The sequence below is a fragment of the Streptomyces sp. NPDC088252 genome (genome assembly GCF_044740965.1).
In the GTDB taxonomy this organism is placed as follows: domain Bacteria; phylum Actinomycetota; class Actinomycetes; order Streptomycetales; family Streptomycetaceae; genus Streptomyces.
In genome coordinates, this window is sequence record NZ_JBIURS010000014.1 from 63,909 (window position 1) to 80,653 (window position 16,745).

The window sequence follows — 16,745 nt, forward strand, 5'->3', positions numbered from 1 at the left end:
CGTCGACGCGGGAGTGGTGTTGACCTCAAGCGCACTTGACGTACCAGTGTGGTCGGCAGTGGTGCGCCGCATGGGTGCACCGGTCAGGAGGGCTCGTCATGAGCGTCCGGTTCCAGTCCCGTCCCGATCTTGCCCGCAACGACGTCGGACTGGTCAAGGCAAGCACCTGGGACGTCGGCACGCCCGAGCGGCAGCGGCGGACGATCGAGGCCGTCCGCAAGGCGTGGGACGACCGGGAGTGGCCGCACCGGGGGCTCCTCTCGTACACCGTCCATGCGGGTGAGGACGGGAAGACGTTGTTCCACTACAGCCAGTGGAGTGGGGAGCAGGCCTATCAGGACTTCTTCCGGCACGGCCGGGACGAGCGCAACGCGGACATCGACGCGGCCGTGCCGGGCATCCGGCGGCTCGGGCTGCACACCCTTGAGCCGTACCGCTCCACGCTGCCGGGGGAGGGGGACGCGCGGGAGCCGGGGTGCGTCGTGATCGTCGACGTCGAGTTCGACGGTGCGGACAAGGCGCGGCAGCGGGACTGGGTGGACACCGTGTTCGAGGCCCTGGGGACCGATCCGGCGCCTGCCCCCGGAGGCATCTCCGCGCACTTCCATGTGGGCGTCGACGGAACGCGCGTGCTCAATTACGCCGAATGGGAGAGTGCGCAGGACCATGTCGACGCGCTGGCCGCCCCCGGTGACGGGGTCGGATCGAGGACGCCGCAGTGGGAGCGGGTGCAGTCGTACCCGGGTGTGACCGGTGGCGGCGTGCACCGCTACGCGCCCGCGCTCAGCATGGAGCCGGAGCCGGAGCCGGAGCCGGAGCCGGAGCCGGGGGCGGGTGCGTAGGGGCGCGACGGGCTACGGGCGGAAGCGGAGCAGCTGCGGGTCGTGATCGCTGTTCTGCGCGGCGAACTCGGCGTTGATGTGCACGCTGTCGTACTCGAAGTCGTCGATCGACGGGCTGGTCAGGATCTGGTCGAGCACCTGGGTGTTGCCCTGGTAGACGTACGAGTACCGCTCCGCGCGCGGCAGGGACTCCACCGCCGGGTACAGCACCCCACCGGCCGTGAGCGCCTTGGCCGTGCCGGAGAACTCGAAGTCGTTGATGTCACCGACGACCAGGACGTCCGCGTTCTTCTGGACCCCCAGCAGCTTCCTGACGAAGGTGTTGACCGCCGCACCCTGCGCGTGCCGCTGGACCTCCGACGAGCGGGTCGGCGGCTGGTGCTGCGACACGATGGACTCGTCGCCGCCCTTGGACGCCAAATGGTTGGCGACGACGAAGACCGTGCGGCCCCGGAAGACGAACTCGCCGACGAGAGGCTTGCGGCTGTTCGTCCACGCCGCGTTCGCCGGGTCGATCCGGCCGGGGGAGAGGGTCAGCGCCGCCCGGCCCTGCTGCCGTACGACATCGGTCGCGGTCGTCGCGTCGCCGCCCGCACGGTCGGTGAACGACACCCGTGCGGGGTTGAAGAGGAACACCTGGCGGATGTTGCCGCCGGGCTCGCCGCCGTCCTTCTTGTCCTCCGGATCGATGGAACGCCACTGGTACGCCGGGCCGCCCGCGGCCACGATGGCGTCGGTGAACATCTTGACCGTCCGGTCGGCGGAGACCGTACCGTCGTCCTTCGCGCCGTCGTCGTCCTGGATCTCCTCCAGCGCGACGATGTCGGGCGAGGCGAGGTTGTCGACCACCGCGGCGGCCAGCGCGTCGAACTTCTCCTGCGGATCGGTGGGGTCGAGGTTCTCGACGTTGTACGTCGCCACCGCGAGCTCGCCGCTGCGCTGCTTGCGGGTCGTCTCCCGGCGCAGGTCCTTGCCCGAGACCGTGCCCAGGGTGCGGGCGGTCAGCGTGTAGCCGCCGTACTGGTTGAAGTCGAGCGGGCCCTCGGTCGTACCGGAGAGCACGTCACCGACGTCGGCGGTCGGGAAGGGCCGCTCGGCGAGCGGCACCAGCGACTGGATCTGGAGCCGGCCGGTGTTCTGCGCGGTGTACGAGCCGTAGACCGTACCGCCGCGCCGGCTCGCGTTCTCGTGCGGCTTCACCGTCACCCAGAACTCGGCGTGCGGGTCGGTGGCGCCGACCACCCGCGAGGTGCCGACGCGGACGTTCATGCCCTCCAGGGACTCGTAGTGGTCCAGGGCGTAGCGGGACGGTTCGAGGGGGAGCGCGTTGATGGAGCCGCCCGCCGCGGGGTCGCCCGCCGGGGCGTACCGGGACGGGACCGAGCGCTCCGAGATCGTCACCGGCGCAGGCAGGGCGTTGCCGGAGGACAGCACCGCGACGGTGGGCCTGCTGATCTGAGTGAGCGACTGGTTGCCGGAGGAGGCGCCGCCCGGGACGTACTCGGTGACCGTGCCGGAGACCGTCACCGCGTCACCGACCGCGACGGTCGGCGCGGAACTGGTGAAGACGAAGATGCCCTCGCTGGTGGCGGGGTCGGCGTCGGGCTTCGGGTCCTGGAACCAGAAGCCCTTCGAACCGTACGTCCGCACACCCGTGACGATGCCCGTGACACCGCTGACCTGCCGGCCGTCGAGCGGGGATATCCGGGTGGTGCCCTGGATGTCGTGGATCCGGACCTGGCCGTCCGTGGGCGAGGAGGGGGAGGGCGCCGGGGAGGCGGACGCGGAGGTGGTGGCTGCGCCGGTCAGCAGGCCCGCGGCGAGCGCGGCGGTGACGACGGCGGACACGGCGGTCGTTCTGGACGATGCGGTGGGCATCACGGACTCCGGGGGGGAATCGAGGGTGGTGTAGAGGTCTACGCGCGTCAATCTCTTGTGTGCGCAAGGCGGTTGTCAAGGTCGTCACGGTGGGCTGCGACTGTCCGTTGCATGAACCGGGCGGCATGGGGCGAAATGCGTCTACGCTTGGGCCGCCCGACCCCCGTACGTCCCGAGGAGAACCACCTGATGTCCGCAGAGCGCTCCACCCTGCCGCCCGTACGGCTGCACTCCGAGGCCGAGCTGGCACGGGACGCGCTCGCCGCGCCGCTGCTCGCCCGCGCCGTCCGGCTCGCCCGCTGGGCGGGCCCCGGGACCCGGGTCGGTGCCGGTGGCGAGCTCGTCGACGCACAACTGCCCGCGGCGGCCGAGCACCTCGGCCTCGCGGCGGACGAGGACGGTGCGGCGGAGGCGAGCGAGGCGTGGCGGCTCGCGGTCGACGCGGGGCTCGTGGACGTCGAGGATCCGTACGAGCGGGCGGGGGAGGACACGGAGGGGACTGCCGCCGCCGGTGAGAACCTGGCGCTGATCACCGGCGGTTCACCGCAGGACGTCCTCTCGATCTGGCTCGACGGACTGGAGGCCGTGTTCGCCGACGCCACCGCTCCCGTCTTCGAGGACTTCGCCGATCTCATCGGCGAGGACGGCTCGGTCGACTTCGAATCCCTGGACTGGGACCCGGAGGTGGAGGCGGACTTCCTCGACGGGGTCCTCGCCAATCTGTATCTGCTCACCGTCGGCGACGGCGGCGCGGACACGGATCTCGTACCGCTGCCCGCACTCGCCGCGTCCGTGATCGTGCCCGACGACATGAGCGAGCCCACCGACGACATTCTTGAGCAGGTGTCGGAGGCGATGATGCGCCTCGACGACCAGTTCCGGGTCCTCGAACCCATCGGGATCGTCGAATACCGTCCGGTGGACGAGGCGTTGCTGGTCGAGGAGGGCGAGGACACCGCTCCGCAGCCCGACGACGAGGACATCACCCGGTACGGAATGGTGAAGCTGACACCCCTCGGCCTGTACGGCATCCGGGCCCGGATGCTGGAGGCCGGAGTGGACGCCCCCATGGTCGGCGACCTCGCCGAGAAGGGCGCCGACGCACTTCTCGGCGGCATCGCCCACTACCCCGGGACGGCGGCCCGCGACGAGTTCGGGATGTGGCTCGCCCGGCGCGGCGCGGACGACGCCGCGGCCGAACTCCTGGCGGCGGCACGCGGAACGGACGAGCAGGCGCCGCTGCGCCGGCTCCACTGCCAGCAGGCGCTTGCGCTGGTCGGCGCGGAGGCGGAGCCTGCGGTGCGCGCGGTGCTGGACGACCCCGAGCTGGGTGGGCTGGCGCGGGTCTGGCTCGCGGAGCTGGGCGCGGCGGATGTTCCCGCGCCGCCGGAGCCGATGATCTTCTGGCTCGCCATCGACACGATCGCGGCCCAGTTGGCGGCCGAGGGCGATCTGGACGAGCTCCAGGTCCTGATCGAGGGGCTCGCGGGCCAGCACGGCGGCTTCTTCGACGAGGCGTGGCGGGTGGAGCACCCGGCGACGGCGGATGTCCTCGAAGCGATGGGGCGGCTGCACAGCGACAAGAAGAAGGCCAAGGAGGCCCGCAAGGCGGCGTTCAAGGCGCGGTCGCGGACGGGGGCCTGAGGCCCGGACGGGCGCGCGGCCCGCGCGCCGTGGCGGGCAGTGTGGATCAGGCGCGGCCGGCACTCCTCCGGTCGCATCAGGCCGACCGCATCCGGCCAACTGCACAGGAAGGATGCCCCTCGACGTCGCCCGTGGTTCACCTGGTGTTGGTGCAGGGGCGCGACTGTGGGCGCGCCAACAACCCGCCCAGTCGCTCCAGGAGTACGTGATGCCCTTCACACGCAGGGAATTCACCAGACAGTCCGCTCTCACCGGTGCAGGCATCGCCCTGACCGGCACTGTCGCCGCGCTGGCCACCGCGCCTGGTGCCCTGGCCGCCGAGGACTCGAAGCGCGGACACGGACACGACCACGGTCACCACGACGAGCCGGGATACGGACCGCTGGTCGCCGACCCCGAGGGCCTTCTCTCGCTGCCGGCCGGATTCTCGTACGAGGTCATCACCCACAGCGGTGTCACCAAGCTGGAGACCGGGGAGTACACCCCCTCCAACCACGACGGGACGGCCACCTTCGAGGGTCCGCGCGGCGTCACGCTCCTCGTCAACAACCACGAGCTGAGCGGGACCCGCGCCGGCTGGGAGCACCCGGTGCCGCTCGCCGAGGGCCTCGTGTACGACCCGGTCGCGGCGGGCGGCTGCACCGTCGTGGAGACCCGCCGCGACGGCCGTACCGCCGAGTGGGTCGGCATCGCCGGTACGTCCACCAACTGCGCCGGTGGCGCCTCCCCGTGGGGCACCTGGCTCACCTGCGAGGAGACCGAGGACAAGGCGGGCAAGAACGGCCTGCTCAAGGACCACGGCTACGTCTTCGAGGTCGACCCGTACGACAGGCGCGCCAACCGCGACCCGCGCCCGATCAAGGCGCTCGGCAGGTACGCCCACGAGGCCGTCGTCATCGACCCCAAGCAGGGGCACGCCTATCTGACCGAGGATGCCGCGGGCCCCAACGGGCTGCTGTACCGCTGGGTCCCGCCGCACGGCTTCCGGCACGGCCGCGGCAAGCTCCGTACGCTCGCCGACGACGCGGGTGTCCTCCAGGCCGCCAAGTGCTTCGACAGCGGCGGCAAGTTCGTCGACGACCTGTCCCGCGCCACGAAGATCGGCACGGTGTACGGCGTGGACTGGACCGATGTGCCCGACCGTGACGCGAAGACCGTCTCGGTGCGCAAGCAGTTCACGGACGGCCAGGTCACCCGGGCCCGTAAGCTCGAAGGCATGTGGTGGGGCGACGGCGGTGCGTACATCGTCTCCTCGTTCGCCCGCGCCGAGAGCCCCGTCCAGCACGACGGCCAGGTCTGGTTCTACGACCCGAAGCGCCGCACGCTGACGCTGAAGGTGCTCCTGGGCGTGAACGCCGACCCGTCGAAGGACGGTGCCTTCGACGGCCCGGACAACATCACCGTCTCGCCGTACGGCGGTCTGGTCATCGCCGAGGACGGCAACGGCGTCCAGCACCTCTTCGGGGCGACCGAGAGCGGCCGTACGTACCCGATCGCGCGCAACGAGCTGAACATCGGCAGCGAAGAGGAGCCGGAGTACAGCGAGTTCACCGGTGTCACCTTCTCGCCCGACGGCAGGACGCTGTACGCGAACATCCAGACGCCGGGCATCATGCTCGCCATCACCGGTCCGTGGAAGCGCCAGCCGAACCGCCACTGACGGCCGTGGCGCCGGAAGTCCCCGGAGGCCATTTCGGCGCGGGTAATTCCCTCGCGCGCCCCTGAGTTCCCCTCTAGAGTCCTGTCTGTGCCCAGGTGCGCAGGCAGGACCTACTTCCACTGATAATGGGGATGTCGCGGGTTCGAGTCCCGTCACCGGATCTCGTTCCGGTGTAGCTCAGTCGGCAGAGCACCTTCGTCGGTTCCGTCGACCCTGATCTCTGGGCACATCGACAACTTCATCAGCAAGAAATGCATGCACCTCCCGGTGCGCAGGCTGCGGCTACTTCCTTCCAAGAAAATGCCGTCGCCGACTCTGATCTCGGGAGGCACAGACGCCGGGGGGTGCCCGGTGCGCAGGTGACGGCTACTTCTCGGATCCGACAGTTGCGGGTTCAAGTCCCGTCCGGCCACGGCCGGTAGCTCAAGGCGGTAGAGCATCGGGCAAGCCCGTCACCGACTCCTGATCTCGGGCACCTTTTCCGCTGTGCCTTCTCCCAATGAATTCGGGGGAATTCACATGGCACGCTTCAACATCCGCGCCGTCCGGCCTCGCGTCACCTCGCCCGTGAAGTCGTCCGGGCAGACGGCGCCGACCCATCAGGGCGGCCGAGGACATCTCCGCGACAATCGCTCCGAACTCTTTCTGCTCGCGGTCGCCAATTTCGTTTCGCAGCAGACCTTCTACGAGGACGGCGAGCAGCGCGACGACCGGTTCGCCCAGCTGGTGCGGGTACTCGCCGTCGGTGACCCCGAGTGGACCGCCGGCCTGCTCCACTGGCTGCGCCGCGACGGCCAGATGCGTACCGCCTCGATCGTCGGCGCCGCCGAGTACGTGAAGGCGCGGCTCGACGCGGGCGCCGAGGACGGTCCGTCCAACCGACAGGTCGTCGACTCCGTCCTGCTGCGTGCCGACGAACCCGGGGAACTCCTCGGCTACTGGACCTCGCGCTACGGCCGTGCCGTGCCCAAGCCCGTCAAGCGCGGCATCGCCGATGCCGTACGCCGCCTCTACCACGGCAAGTCGCTGCTGAAGTACGACACCGCGTCCAAGGGCTACCGCTTCGGCGACATCCTGAACATCGTGCACGCCTCGCCCGACCCCGAGAAGCCGTGGCAGGGCGAGCTGTTCCGGTACGCCCTCGACCGTCGCCACCACCCGGAGGCGGCCGTGGTGCCGGCCTCCGACCGCACCCTCACCGCCCACCGCGCGCTGATGGAACTGCCGGTCGAGGAGCGTCGGGCCGTCGTCACCGGCGAGGACGGCGCGGACCGGCTGGCTGCCGCGGGCATGACCTGGGAGGCGCTGGCCGGGTGGCTGCAGGGGCCCATGGACGCCGCAGCCTGGGAAGCGGTCATTCCGTCGATGGGCGCGATGGCGCTCCTGCGTAATCTGCGCAACTTCGACGAGGCGGGCGTCTCGGACGAGGTCGCCGCTCGGGTGGCGGCGAGGATCTGCGACCCGGACGTGGTCGCCGCGTCGCGACAGTTCCCGTTCCGCTATCTCGCCGCCTATCGGCACGCGCCCTCACTGCGCTGGGCCCACCCGCTGGAGAAGGCGCTCGGTCACTCCCTGCGCAATGTGCCCGCACTGCCGGGGCGGACGCTGATCCTGGTCGACCGCTCGGGCTCGATGTGGTCGCCGCTCTCGGACCGTTCGCAGCTCAACCGGGCCGACGCCGCCGCGATCTTCGGTACGGCTCTGGCGCTGCGGGCGTCCCATGCCGATCTGGTGCAATTCGGGACGAACAGTGCACCGGTGACGTATCGACGCCGCGAGTCCGTGCTGAAGGTGCTGGAGCGTTTCGGTGACCTCGGCGGCACCAACACCGCGGAGGCGGTGCGTCTGCACTACCGGGGCCACGACCGCGTACTGATCGTCACGGACGAGCAGGCGGCGTTCTCGTACGCCGCGGACGCCACCGCGGCCGTGCCGTCCACCGTGCCCGTGTACACCTGGAACCTCGCCGGACACCGGGTGGGACACGCTCCGTCGGGGGACGCGAACCGCCACACCTTCGGGGGGCTTTCGGACGCGGCGTTCCGCATGGTGCCGCTGCTGGAAGCCGGCCGGGACGCGGACTGGCCCTGGAACGGCTGATGCCGAATCCGGCGTCCGCACGCCCCAGGAGTGGACGGGCATGGCGTCGGGCCTTTCCAGGGCGCATACTCAAGGTAATGAAACAGTCAGCCGGATCCCGGCGCCACCTGCCCTCCAGTCCCTTCAACCGCCCGGCCCAGGCGGCCCCACCGGTCGAATTGTTCGACGTGGGCGACAGGGTGTCGCACGATCAGTTCGGACTCGGCCGCGTCCTTGCCGTCGAGGGCGACAACGACGCGGTGCTCATCGACTTCTCGGGGCGACAGGGGAGGATCCTGAGCCCGTACTCCAAGCTGACCAAGCTCTGAGCGAGCCGGCGAGCGCGCGCGGCTTCCGCGTCCCGCCGGACTTCGAGGTCCTCAGGGGCACCTGGCATCCGCAGGTGCCCCTGAAGTCGCGTCGCGGGCGTCTTCGCGGCGTCAGAGTGCCTGGGCGGCGGGCTTCACCATGCCGCGGACGGTGCGCGACTTCACGAAGTCACCCATGGCCGTCATCTCCCACTCGCCGGAGAACTGCTTGATCAGCTTGGCCATCATCACGCCTGTCTGCGGTTCCGCGCCGGTCAGGTCGAAGCGGACCAGCTCCTCGTCGGTGGCGGCGTCGACCAGCCGGCAGTAGGCCTTGGCGACCTCGGTGAACTTCTGGCCGGTGAACGAGTTGACCGTGAAGACCAGACCGGTCGCCTCCGCCGGGATCCGGCCCAGGTCGACGACGATCACCTCGTCGTCACCCGCGCCCTCACCCGTGAGGTTGTCGCCGGAGTGCTTGATCGCGCCGTTCAGGATGGAGAGCTTGCCGAAGTAGCAGCTGTCCAGGTGGTTCCGGTTGGGGCCGTAGGCGATCACCGAGGCGTCCAGGTCGATGTCCTTGCCCCGGAACGCGGGCTCCCAGCCGAGGCCCATTTTGACCTGCGAGAGCAGCGGCCGGCCGGCCTTGACCAGCGAGACCGTCTGGTTCTTCTGGAGGCTGACCCGGCCCTTGTCGAGGTTGATCCTGCCGGAGGCGGCGGGCGCGGGCGGGGCGGCGGGAGCCGGAGGCGCGGCGGGGGCCGGAGGCGCGGCGATCCGCGGGTCCACGGGCGGCGCGGCGGGCATCGGAGGTGCGGCGGGCACGGGCACGGGTGCGGCGGCGGGCTCCTCCTCGACCGAGACACCGAAGTCCGTGGCGATGCCGGCCAGTCCGTTCGCGTAGCCCTGGCCGACCGCGCGGGCCTTCCAGGCGCCGTTGCGGAGGTAGACCTCGATGACCACGAGCGCCGTCTCGCTGCCGAGCCGCGGCGGGGTGAACGTGGCGAGCACGCTGCCGTCGTCGGCGTTGCGCACGGTCGCGGTGGGCTCGATCCCCTGGAAGGTCCGGCCCGCCTCGTCCGGGCTCGCCGTGATGACGATCTTCTCGATGCCGGACGGGACGGCGGTGGTGTCCACCAGGATCGCGTCCGGCGCGGTCCCGCCGCCGGAGCGGTAGGTCACCCCGGGGCCGGCGGGCTGGTTGTAGAAGATGAAGTCGTCGTCGGAACGCACCTTGCCGTCGACGGTGAGCAGCAGGCCCGAGACGTCGAGCCGCACCGGAGCGGAGACGTCCACTGCCACGCGGGCGGCGGAGAGAGGGATGTTCGAGCCGGGGGTCATTGCGGTCATGCACGGGGTAACGAACGACCCGGCTTTGCCGTTCCCTTACCTTCACCCGCCTTGGCGCACTCTTGACACGATCACCCGGACCGTCCCGGCCGCCCGGACCTTGTGTCAGTGCGGCCAGATCGGCGGGTTGGTGCAGAAGTGGCCGCCGAGGTGGGCGTGGTCGGGGTTGTCCGGGTCCAGCTCCCCCTGCTCGGCGACGAGTGCGGCCGCGTACGGCTCCGAGTCGTCCTTCGGCTCGTACCCGAGCGAACGGGCCGTCGTCAGGTCCCACCACAGCCGGGTGTTGTCGGAGGAGCCGTGGACGACGGTGTGCCGCACGTTCTCGGCCGTGAGCGCGGCGTGGAAGAGCCGGGCACCGTCCTCGGGGCTCATCCAGACCGAGAGCATCCGTACGGACGTCGGCTGCGGGAAGCAGGAGCCGATGCGTACGGAGACGGTCTCCATGCCGTGCCGGTCCCAGTACAGCTGGGCGAGGTCCTCGCCGAAGGACTTGGACAGGCCGTAGAAGGTGTCGGGGCGGCGCGGTGTCCCGACGGGGATGAGCGGATCGCCGGGCAGCGGACGGGGCGTGTAGCCGACGACGTGGTTCGAGGAGGCGAACACGACGCGCCCGACGCCCTCTTCGCGCGCGGCCTCGTAGAGGTTGTACGTCCCCTCGATGTTCGCCTTGAGGATCTTGTCGAACGAGGCTTCCAGGGAGATGCCGGCGAGGTGGATGATCGCGTCGACGCCCCGCACGGCCTCGCGCAGCGCCGCCCTGTCGCCGAGGTCGGCCGTGATCGCGTCGGGTTCGCCCTCGACGGGGACGAGGTCGAGGAGGCGGAGCTCGTAGCCGTACGCGGGCAGCAGTCCGCGCATCAGGGTGCCGAGACCGCCGGCGGCGCCGGTGAGCAGGACGGTGCGGGGAGCGGGCATACGCGGATCTCCTCGGTACATAGGCCCACGCGCGCGGCCCGCGCGTGTGGGCGACCCCGGCGGTACCTGCGGCACGCGGCGCGGGACATCAAATCCATGGACGACATTCATATGTATGGACAAGCTAAGAAGCCACCGCGTTTCGCGTCAAGTGTCGGGGGCTTCCTGGTGGAGTCGCTCGCGGAGTCGGCGGCTCCGGGTTCGGGGCCGGACGGGCCGCGCGCCCCCGTCTTGACCTGTGCCGGGCGGCTGCCTTAGCGTGAGGGCGTTCATGAATATGGACGTCGATCAGAATTGTGCACGCCTGAACTCGCTCAGGGAGCGCCCGTGACCTCAGCCCCCCTTGCCGCCCGACTCGGCCGCGTCGCCGGGCCGCTCTTCTTCCCCGTCACCGCGTACGGGCCGGACGGCTCCGTCGACCTCGATGCCTTCCGGGCGCATGTGCGCACCGGCGTCGACGCCGGTGCGGCGGCCGTCTTCGCCTGCTGCGGCACCGGCGAGTTCCACGCGCTGATGCCCGAGGAGTTCCGTCTCGTCGTCGCCGCGGCCGTCGAGGAGACCGCCGGAGAGGTGCCCGTCGTCGCGGGGGCCGGATACGGCACGGCGCTCGCGATCCAGTACGCGCGGCTGGCGGAGGAGGCGGGCGCGGACGGGCTCCTCGCCATGCCCCCGTACCTCGTCGTCGCCGACCAGGCGGGGCTGCTGGGCCACTACGCGGCACTGGCCGCGGCCACCGGTCTGGAGACGATCGTCTACCAGCGCGACAACGCCGTCTTCACCCCGGAGACCGTCGTCGCCCTGGCCGGAACACCCGGCGTCATCGGCCTCAAGGACGGCTACGGCGACCTCGATCTGATGCAGCGCATCGTCAGCGCCGTCCGCACCGCACTGCCCGGCCGGGACTTCCTGTACTTCAACGGACTGCCCACCGCCGAACTCACCGGGCTCGCCTACCGGGGCATCGGCGTGACGCTCTACTCCTCCGCCGTCTTCGCCTTCGCGCCCGACATCGCGCTGGCCTTCTACCGCGCGCTGGACTCCGGCGACGACGACCTGGCGGGCGCGCTCCTGGACCACTTCTACCGGCCGCTCGTCGAACTGCGCGCCAAGGGCCGCGGCTACGCCGTCTCACTCGTCAAGGCCGCGGTCCGGCTCGGCGGTCTGGACGTGGGCGAGGTCCGGACCCCGCTCACCGAGCCGTCCGCCGCCCACATCGAGGAACTGGCCGGGATCATCGCGCGCGGCCGTGCCCTGCTGGAGAAGTACGGACAGGAGCGGCGCGGATGAGGACTTCTGCCTTCCTCTACCCCTGGGACGTCGTCGGCGACCCGGACGCGGCCGCCCGCGTCGCGGACCTGGGCGTCCAGCAGGTGACGCTCGCCGCCGCCTACCACTCCACCCGGGCGCTCACCCCGCGCCACCCCGGCCGTCGCATCGTCACCGCCGAACACGCCGCGGTGCTCTACCCGCCCGACGCCGCACGGTGGGCCGGGCGCGCACTGCGCCCGTACGAGCAGTCCTGGGTGGCCTCGGACGACCCGTACACCGAGGCCGCGCAAGCCCTGACCGACGCCGGTCTCCAGGTGCACACCTGGGTGGTCCTCGCACACAACTCCCGGATGGGCGCCGAGCATCCGGAGACCTCCGTGGTCAACGCGTACGGCGACCGCTATCCCTGGGCGCCCTGCATCGCGCAGCCCGCGGTCCGCGCCCATCTGGTGGACCTGGCGGCGGAGGCGGCGGTGCGCGGCGGTGCGTACGGCACCGAGCTGGAGTCCTGCGGCTGGTACGGCTTCGCGCATCTGCACGCCCACGACAAGATCGCGGGCGTCGGCCTGGGGGACGCGGCGCAGTATCTGATGTCGCTCTGCTTCTGCCCCGAGTGCCGGGCCGGCTACGCCGCACACGGCCTGGAAGCAGCCGTGCTGGCCACCTCCGTGCGTCGGGCGCTGGAGCCGGCCTGGTCCGGTTCCGGTTCTCCGGAGGCCGGGTGGGCAGGCGTCGAGAAGCTCCTGGGCGCCGACCTCGCCGCCACCACCCTCCAGTGGCGCGGCCGGGTCGCCCGTACGCTCCAGGAGTCCGTGGTCGCCGCCGTGCGGGCGGCGGCGGGGCCCGACTTCCAGGTGCTGCTGCACGCCGACCCCGCCCCGTACCGCTCCGGTGCGAACGTCGGAGTCGACCCGGAGCACATCGTGTCGGTGGTGGACGGCGTGGTGCTGCCCTGTACCGGTGGCGACGCGGCGCGCGAGGCGGTGCTCGGCCCGTTCGCCGGCCGCGAGGGGGTGCTCGCGGCCAACTTCACCGTGGTCTCCGGGATGGGGGGCAGCCCCGCCACGCTGGAGCGGGACGCGGCGCACGCGGCCTCGCTCGGTGCGAACCAACTGCGCCTCTACCATGCCGGGCTCGCCTCCGACCCGGATCTTCGAGCCGTCGCCGGAGCACTGTCACGCCTCGGGCGGTGAGGGGACCGGGCCGGTGGGGCCTTCGTCGGCCATCCCCGGCTCCCCATCCTGTTCGAGCCGGGAAGACCTCGTCCGCCGGCCCGTGACCAGCAGGACCGCGGTCAGCAGCGCCGCCGCACCGACCACCGGCAGCAGCACCCGGATGTCCACCAGTGCGATCAGCCCCGCGCCGAGCGCCAGCGCGACCGCGTTCGGCACCATCATCAGTGTGTTGGCGGTCGCGGTGGTGCTGCCCAGCGCAGCGTCCGGAGTCTCCCGCTGCACCGCCGTCATCGCGGCGATCAGCACACACGGCAGCCCGAACCCGATGGCCGCGCTCGCCACCAGCGCCACCGCGTCGTCCGGCAGCGCCCGCGACGCCACCGCCACCGCGAAAAGAGCGACCCCCGCCGCCGTGAACACCCGCTCGGGCATCCGCCGCAGCAGCGGCCCGGCCAGCAGCCCGACGGCGACCGACCCGACGCCCTGCACCGCGTACAACACCCCCGCGTACGTGGGGGAGTGCCCGAGACCGTCGTCGACGACGGCATAGATCGCGGCCCCGTTGAGCCCCGCGCAGAGCATCGTCACCGAACCCGTCAGCACCAGGGGCCGCAGTACCGGAGACGTCCACACCAACCGTATGCCGGCGGCGAGTTCGCCCCGTCGGGCGGCCGGAGCGGTCCCGGCGGGCTCCCGCACCGGCAGCATCGCGCAGACCCCGGCCGCCAGCGCGAACGACACCGCGTCCAGCAGCGCCACGGTGCCGCCCCCGAAGCGGGCGTACAGTCCGGCGCCGGTCAGCGGCGCCAGCAGCTTCATGCCCTCACTCGCCGTCATCCGCAGCCCGTTGAAATCACCCAGCAGACGGCTGTCGACGGCCCCGGCGATCAGTGCCGACTCGGCCGCGCCCATCAGTACGAAACTCGCCCCGTACAGGACGAGCACGGTGAACAGGATCCAGATCCGCCCCGCCGAATCGACGAGGAGCAGCGAGGTCAGCAGCCCGGCCATGACGAGGTTCGACCAGACGAGGAGCGGTTTCCTGGGGAGCCGGTCGGCGATCGTCCCGAGCACGGGCCCGATGAGCACCGGCAGCCACATGGCGAAGACGGCGAGCGCCGCCAGACCGTCCGACCCGGTGAGCGACTTGACCCAGACCCCGGCCGCCAGCCACATCGCGGACGTCCCGAACCCGGAGACGACGACCGCCGCCAGAAACAGCCCCGCCGTACGGTCCCGCAGCACCCGTACCGTCGCCGACCCCGACATCGCACCCACCACAACCCTCCTGACCCGTGCTTTCGTCACGTCATCAGGCTGGTGACCAAGGACGCCCGGCGGCATCGGGCGGATGGCCTACCCCGGCCCGCCCCGGCCCGTCGTCCTCCCGTCGGCCCTACGGCGCATGCCGGATTTCGGCGACGTCCTCCGGTCAGAAGTGTTGACTCATGGTCGCCCGGTGGGACTCCGGCACCATCGGCATGCTGAACCACGACCTGGGCTTCAGCCCCTCCCTCAGCCCGCCAGCGCCGCCTTCATCATCTTCTGGGCGATCGGCGCCGCCAGACCGTTGCCGCTGACCTCCGCGCGGGCCGCGCCCGAGTCCTCGACGACGACCGCCACCGCGACCTCCTTGCCGCTGGACTTGTCCTTCGCGTACGAGGTGAACCAGGCGTACGGGGTCTTGCTGTTGCCCACGCCGTTCTGCGCGGTACCCGTCTTGCCGCCCACCTCGGCCCCGGCGATCTTGGCGTTGCTGCCGGTGCCCTCCTCGACGACGGTCACCATCGCGCTGCGCAACTGCTCCGCGGTCGACTGCGAGACGACGCGCCTGGTGTCCCCGTCCGCGAAGTCCTGCAACGTGTTGCCCTTGGAGTCCGTCACCGCGGACACCATGTGGGGTGCCGCCAGTTCGCCGCCGTTGGCCAGCGTGGCCGAGACCATGGCGATCTGCAGCGGCGTCGCGGTGACCTCGAACTGGCCGATGCCCGACAGGGCCGTCTGCGGCTTGTCCATGCCGGACGGGTAGATGCTCTTGGAGGCCCGCACCGGCATGTCGAGCTTGTCGGTGTTGAAGCCGAACTTCTCCGCCATCGCCCGGACCTTGTCCTGGCCGAGGTCGACGGCGACCTTCCCGAAGACGTTGTTGCAGGAGTACTGGAGCGCGGTGCGCAGTGTGGCGTTCTCGCAGGGGGCCGAGGCGCTCTCGTTCTCCAGGTTCCGGCTGGTGTCGGGCAGCGGGTACGGATTGGGGCTGTCCGTGGGCACGTCGACCGAGCTGTACAGCCCGTCCTCCAGGGCAGCGGCCGCCACCACCAGCTTGAACGTCGAACCGGGCGCGAGCGGCTGCCGCAGCGCACGGTTGACCGTCGGCTTGTCCTTGTCGTCCAGCAGCTTCTTCCAGGCGTCGCCGTCCCCCGTCCCGCTGATCTTCGACGGGTCGTACGAGGGGGTGGAGACCACGCCCAGGACCCTGCCGGTCTTCGGATCGATCGCGACCGCCGCGCCCTTGTCGTTGCCGAGCGCCTCGTACGCCGCCTTCTGCACGGCGGGGTCGATCGTGGTCAGGACGTTGCCGGGGGCCGCCTGCTTGCCCGTCAGCACGTCCATGGGGTTCTTCAGCCGGTTGTCGGTGCCGTCCAGCACATGGCTGTAGATCCCTTCGAGCTGCGTGGCGCCGTACGCCTGCGAGCTGTAGCCGGTGACGGCCGCGTAGAGCTCGCCCTGCGTGTAGGTGCGCTTGTACGCGAGGTCGCTGCCCACCGTCCTCTTCGATCCGGTGACCGGGTTCCCGGCCACGATGATGTCGCCGAGCGGCTGCGCGTACTGCGCGATGGTCTTCCGCCGGTTGTGGTCGTCGTCTGCGAGCGCTCGTGCCTGGTACGCCTGCACCCAGGTCGCCCGAATCAGCAGGGCGAGGACCAGCAGCAGGCAGAAGACCGAGGTGCGCCTGATCGTCTTGTTCATCCCTTCAAAGGACGAGCCGGGCGCGGCGTGGGTTTCCGGTTGTACCGTTTCTCACCCATTCCTCATGATCGGCCGGGGGGTGCGGCGGTGTCCGAGGTGTGCCCACAGGGGCCGGGAGATCACGGACCCCGATCGGCGGCGGCGTCCCCCTCCGCCGCGTGGCGGGCGGACCGTCGCCGCGTCACCCCGGCAGGGTGAACAGCAGCTCGTCGGTCTCCTCGCCGCGGACGTGCGAGAAACCGTGGTCCTCGCCGGTGACGGCGAACCCGCACTTCTCCAGCACCCGGCGCGAACCGGTGTTGTCGGCCGCGGCCCGTGCGTGCAGCGGGCGTTCCGGTACGGCGTCGAGCAGCGCGCGCAGCGCGGCCGTCGCGATCCCGCGGCCCCAGTGCGCCCGGTCGATCCAGTAGGTGACCTGGCGGTCGCCCGGCGGTCCGTACACCCCGGCGTTGCCGACCACCACGCCGTCCACGACCACCGTCCGTATCACGACGGACCCGTCGGCCAGGATCCTTCGCCAGTGGGCGTCGAACGCACGCCGGTCGGTGGGGTCCTCGCTGGTGAAGGCCGCCGTCCTGACCGACTCCGGGTCGGACATGAAGGCGAAGAACAGCGGCAGATCCCCGTCGCACACCTCGCGCAGTGCCACTCGCATGAT

The 16,745-nt window shown here is 71.0% G+C and carries 13 protein-coding genes; 7 read left to right on the forward strand and 6 right to left on the reverse strand.

The window, feature by feature from the left end; genetic code table 11:
* Nucleotides 1-98 precede the first annotated feature (98 nt).
* Nucleotides 99-842 (forward strand): antibiotic biosynthesis monooxygenase, encoded by a 744-nt coding sequence (locus tag ACIOHC_RS26690; protein ID WP_389637882.1) that lies wholly within the window; start codon nt 99-101, stop codon nt 840-842.
* Between the two features lie 12 nt (nt 843-854).
* Here ACIOHC_RS26690 and ACIOHC_RS26695 read toward each other — a convergent pair whose 3' ends face one another.
* Nucleotides 855-2,720 (reverse strand): endonuclease/exonuclease/phosphatase family protein, encoded by a 1,866-nt coding sequence (locus tag ACIOHC_RS26695; protein ID WP_401844245.1) that lies wholly within the window; start codon nt 2,718-2,720, stop codon nt 855-857.
* Nucleotides 2,721-2,909: 189 nt separating this feature from the next.
* Between ACIOHC_RS26695 and ACIOHC_RS26700 the strand changes: the two genes are divergently transcribed.
* The 4 genes from ACIOHC_RS26700 to ACIOHC_RS26715 all read left to right on the forward strand — a co-directional run bounded on the left by ACIOHC_RS26700 (nt 2,910) and on the right by ACIOHC_RS26715 (nt 8,432).
* Entirely contained in the window at nt 2,910-4,364 is a 1,455-nt protein-coding gene (locus ACIOHC_RS26700) for a hypothetical protein (RefSeq protein WP_401844248.1), read from the forward strand.
* A 208-nt stretch (nt 4,365-4,572) separates the two neighbouring features.
* Nucleotides 4,573-6,024, forward strand: coding sequence for an alkaline phosphatase PhoX (locus ACIOHC_RS26705; RefSeq protein ID WP_351078885.1), 1,452 nt, complete (start codon nt 4,573-4,575; stop codon nt 6,022-6,024).
* A gap of 519 nt (nt 6,025-6,543) precedes the next feature.
* Complete coding sequence (locus tag ACIOHC_RS26710) at nt 6,544-8,124, forward strand: TROVE domain-containing protein (protein WP_401844251.1); 1,581 nt, start codon at nt 6,544-6,546, stop codon at nt 8,122-8,124.
* A 77-nt stretch (nt 8,125-8,201) separates the two neighbouring features.
* Nucleotides 8,202-8,432, forward strand: a complete 231-nt coding sequence (locus ACIOHC_RS26715) for a hypothetical protein (RefSeq protein ID WP_037711258.1) — start codon at nt 8,202-8,204, stop codon at nt 8,430-8,432.
* 111 nt (nt 8,433-8,543) lie between these two features.
* Here the strand turns inward: ACIOHC_RS26715 and ACIOHC_RS26720 are convergent, their stop codons facing one another.
* Together ACIOHC_RS26720 and ACIOHC_RS26725 are read right to left on the reverse strand one after the other, a co-directional pair.
* Nucleotides 8,544-9,761, reverse strand: a complete 1,218-nt coding sequence (locus tag ACIOHC_RS26720) for a TerD family protein (protein ID WP_365691984.1) — start codon at nt 9,759-9,761, stop codon at nt 8,544-8,546.
* 105 nt (nt 9,762-9,866) lie between these two features.
* Entirely contained in the window at nt 9,867-10,676 is an 810-nt protein-coding gene (locus ACIOHC_RS26725) for an NAD(P)-dependent oxidoreductase (RefSeq protein ID WP_351078892.1), read from the reverse strand.
* Nucleotides 10,677-11,003: 327 nt separating this feature from the next.
* Here ACIOHC_RS26725 and ACIOHC_RS26730 point away from each other — a divergent pair, with 327 nt between their 5' ends.
* Both ACIOHC_RS26730 and ACIOHC_RS26735 read left to right on the forward strand, forming a co-directional pair.
* Nucleotides 11,004-11,963 carry a 5-dehydro-4-deoxyglucarate dehydratase gene (locus ACIOHC_RS26730; RefSeq protein WP_365691982.1) on the forward strand — a complete coding sequence of 320 codons (960 nt, stop codon included), beginning with the start codon at nt 11,004-11,006 and terminating at the stop codon, nt 11,961-11,963.
* Nucleotides 11,960-13,138, forward strand: coding sequence for a hypothetical protein (locus ACIOHC_RS26735; RefSeq protein WP_351078898.1), 1,179 nt, complete (start codon nt 11,960-11,962; stop codon nt 13,136-13,138). The genes ACIOHC_RS26730 and ACIOHC_RS26735 overlap by 4 nt, the downstream gene beginning before the upstream one ends.
* On the opposite strand, the gene ACIOHC_RS26740 is transcribed toward ACIOHC_RS26735, so the two are convergent.
* From ACIOHC_RS26740 to ACIOHC_RS26750, 3 genes are all read right to left on the reverse strand, one after another.
* On the reverse strand, nt 13,121-14,389 hold the full coding sequence (locus ACIOHC_RS26740; protein ID WP_351079014.1) for an MFS transporter: 1,269 nt from the start codon (nt 14,387-14,389) through the stop codon (nt 13,121-13,123). The genes ACIOHC_RS26735 and ACIOHC_RS26740 overlap by 18 nt on opposite strands.
* 246 nt (nt 14,390-14,635) lie before the next feature.
* A complete protein-coding gene (locus ACIOHC_RS26745) occupies nt 14,636-16,087 on the reverse strand; it encodes a penicillin-binding transpeptidase domain-containing protein (RefSeq protein WP_351078901.1) in 1,452 nt (483 codons plus the stop codon).
* Between the two features lie 181 nt (nt 16,088-16,268).
* Nucleotides 16,269-16,742 (reverse strand): GNAT family N-acetyltransferase, encoded by a 474-nt coding sequence (locus ACIOHC_RS26750; RefSeq protein ID WP_351078903.1) that lies wholly within the window; start codon nt 16,740-16,742, stop codon nt 16,269-16,271.
* Nucleotides 16,743-16,745: the final 3 nt, after the last annotated feature.

Excerpts from the sequence above, each read along its gene's own strand:
- ACIOHC_RS26690 (WP_389637882.1), top strand. The coding sequence starts at position 99 with ATGAGCGTCCGGTTCCAGTCCCGTCCCGATCTTGCCCGCAACGACGTC.
- ACIOHC_RS26695 (WP_401844245.1), bottom strand. The coding sequence starts at position 2,720 with ATGCCCACCGCATCGTCCAGAACGACCGCCGTGTCCGCCGTCGTCACC.
- ACIOHC_RS26700 (WP_401844248.1), top strand. The coding sequence starts at position 2,910 with ATGTCCGCAGAGCGCTCCACCCTGCCGCCCGTACGGCTGCACTCCGAG.
- ACIOHC_RS26705 (WP_351078885.1), top strand. The coding sequence starts at position 4,573 with ATGCCCTTCACACGCAGGGAATTCACCAGACAGTCCGCTCTCACCGGT.
- ACIOHC_RS26710 (WP_401844251.1), top strand. The coding sequence starts at position 6,544 with ATGGCACGCTTCAACATCCGCGCCGTCCGGCCTCGCGTCACCTCGCCC.
- ACIOHC_RS26715 (WP_037711258.1), top strand. The coding sequence starts at position 8,202 with ATGAAACAGTCAGCCGGATCCCGGCGCCACCTGCCCTCCAGTCCCTTC.
- ACIOHC_RS26720 (WP_365691984.1), bottom strand. The coding sequence starts at position 9,761 with ATGACCGCAATGACCCCCGGCTCGAACATCCCTCTCTCCGCCGCCCGC.
- ACIOHC_RS26725 (WP_351078892.1), bottom strand. The coding sequence starts at position 10,676 with ATGCCCGCTCCCCGCACCGTCCTGCTCACCGGCGCCGCCGGCGGTCTC.
- ACIOHC_RS26735 (WP_351078898.1), top strand. The coding sequence starts at position 11,960 with ATGAGGACTTCTGCCTTCCTCTACCCCTGGGACGTCGTCGGCGACCCG.
- ACIOHC_RS26740 (WP_351079014.1), bottom strand. The coding sequence starts at position 14,389 with ATGTCGGGGTCGGCGACGGTACGGGTGCTGCGGGACCGTACGGCGGGG.
- ACIOHC_RS26745 (WP_351078901.1), bottom strand. The coding sequence starts at position 16,087 with ATGAACAAGACGATCAGGCGCACCTCGGTCTTCTGCCTGCTGCTGGTC.
- ACIOHC_RS26750 (WP_351078903.1), bottom strand. The coding sequence starts at position 16,742 with ATGCGAGTGGCACTGCGCGAGGTGTGCGACGGGGATCTGCCGCTGTTC.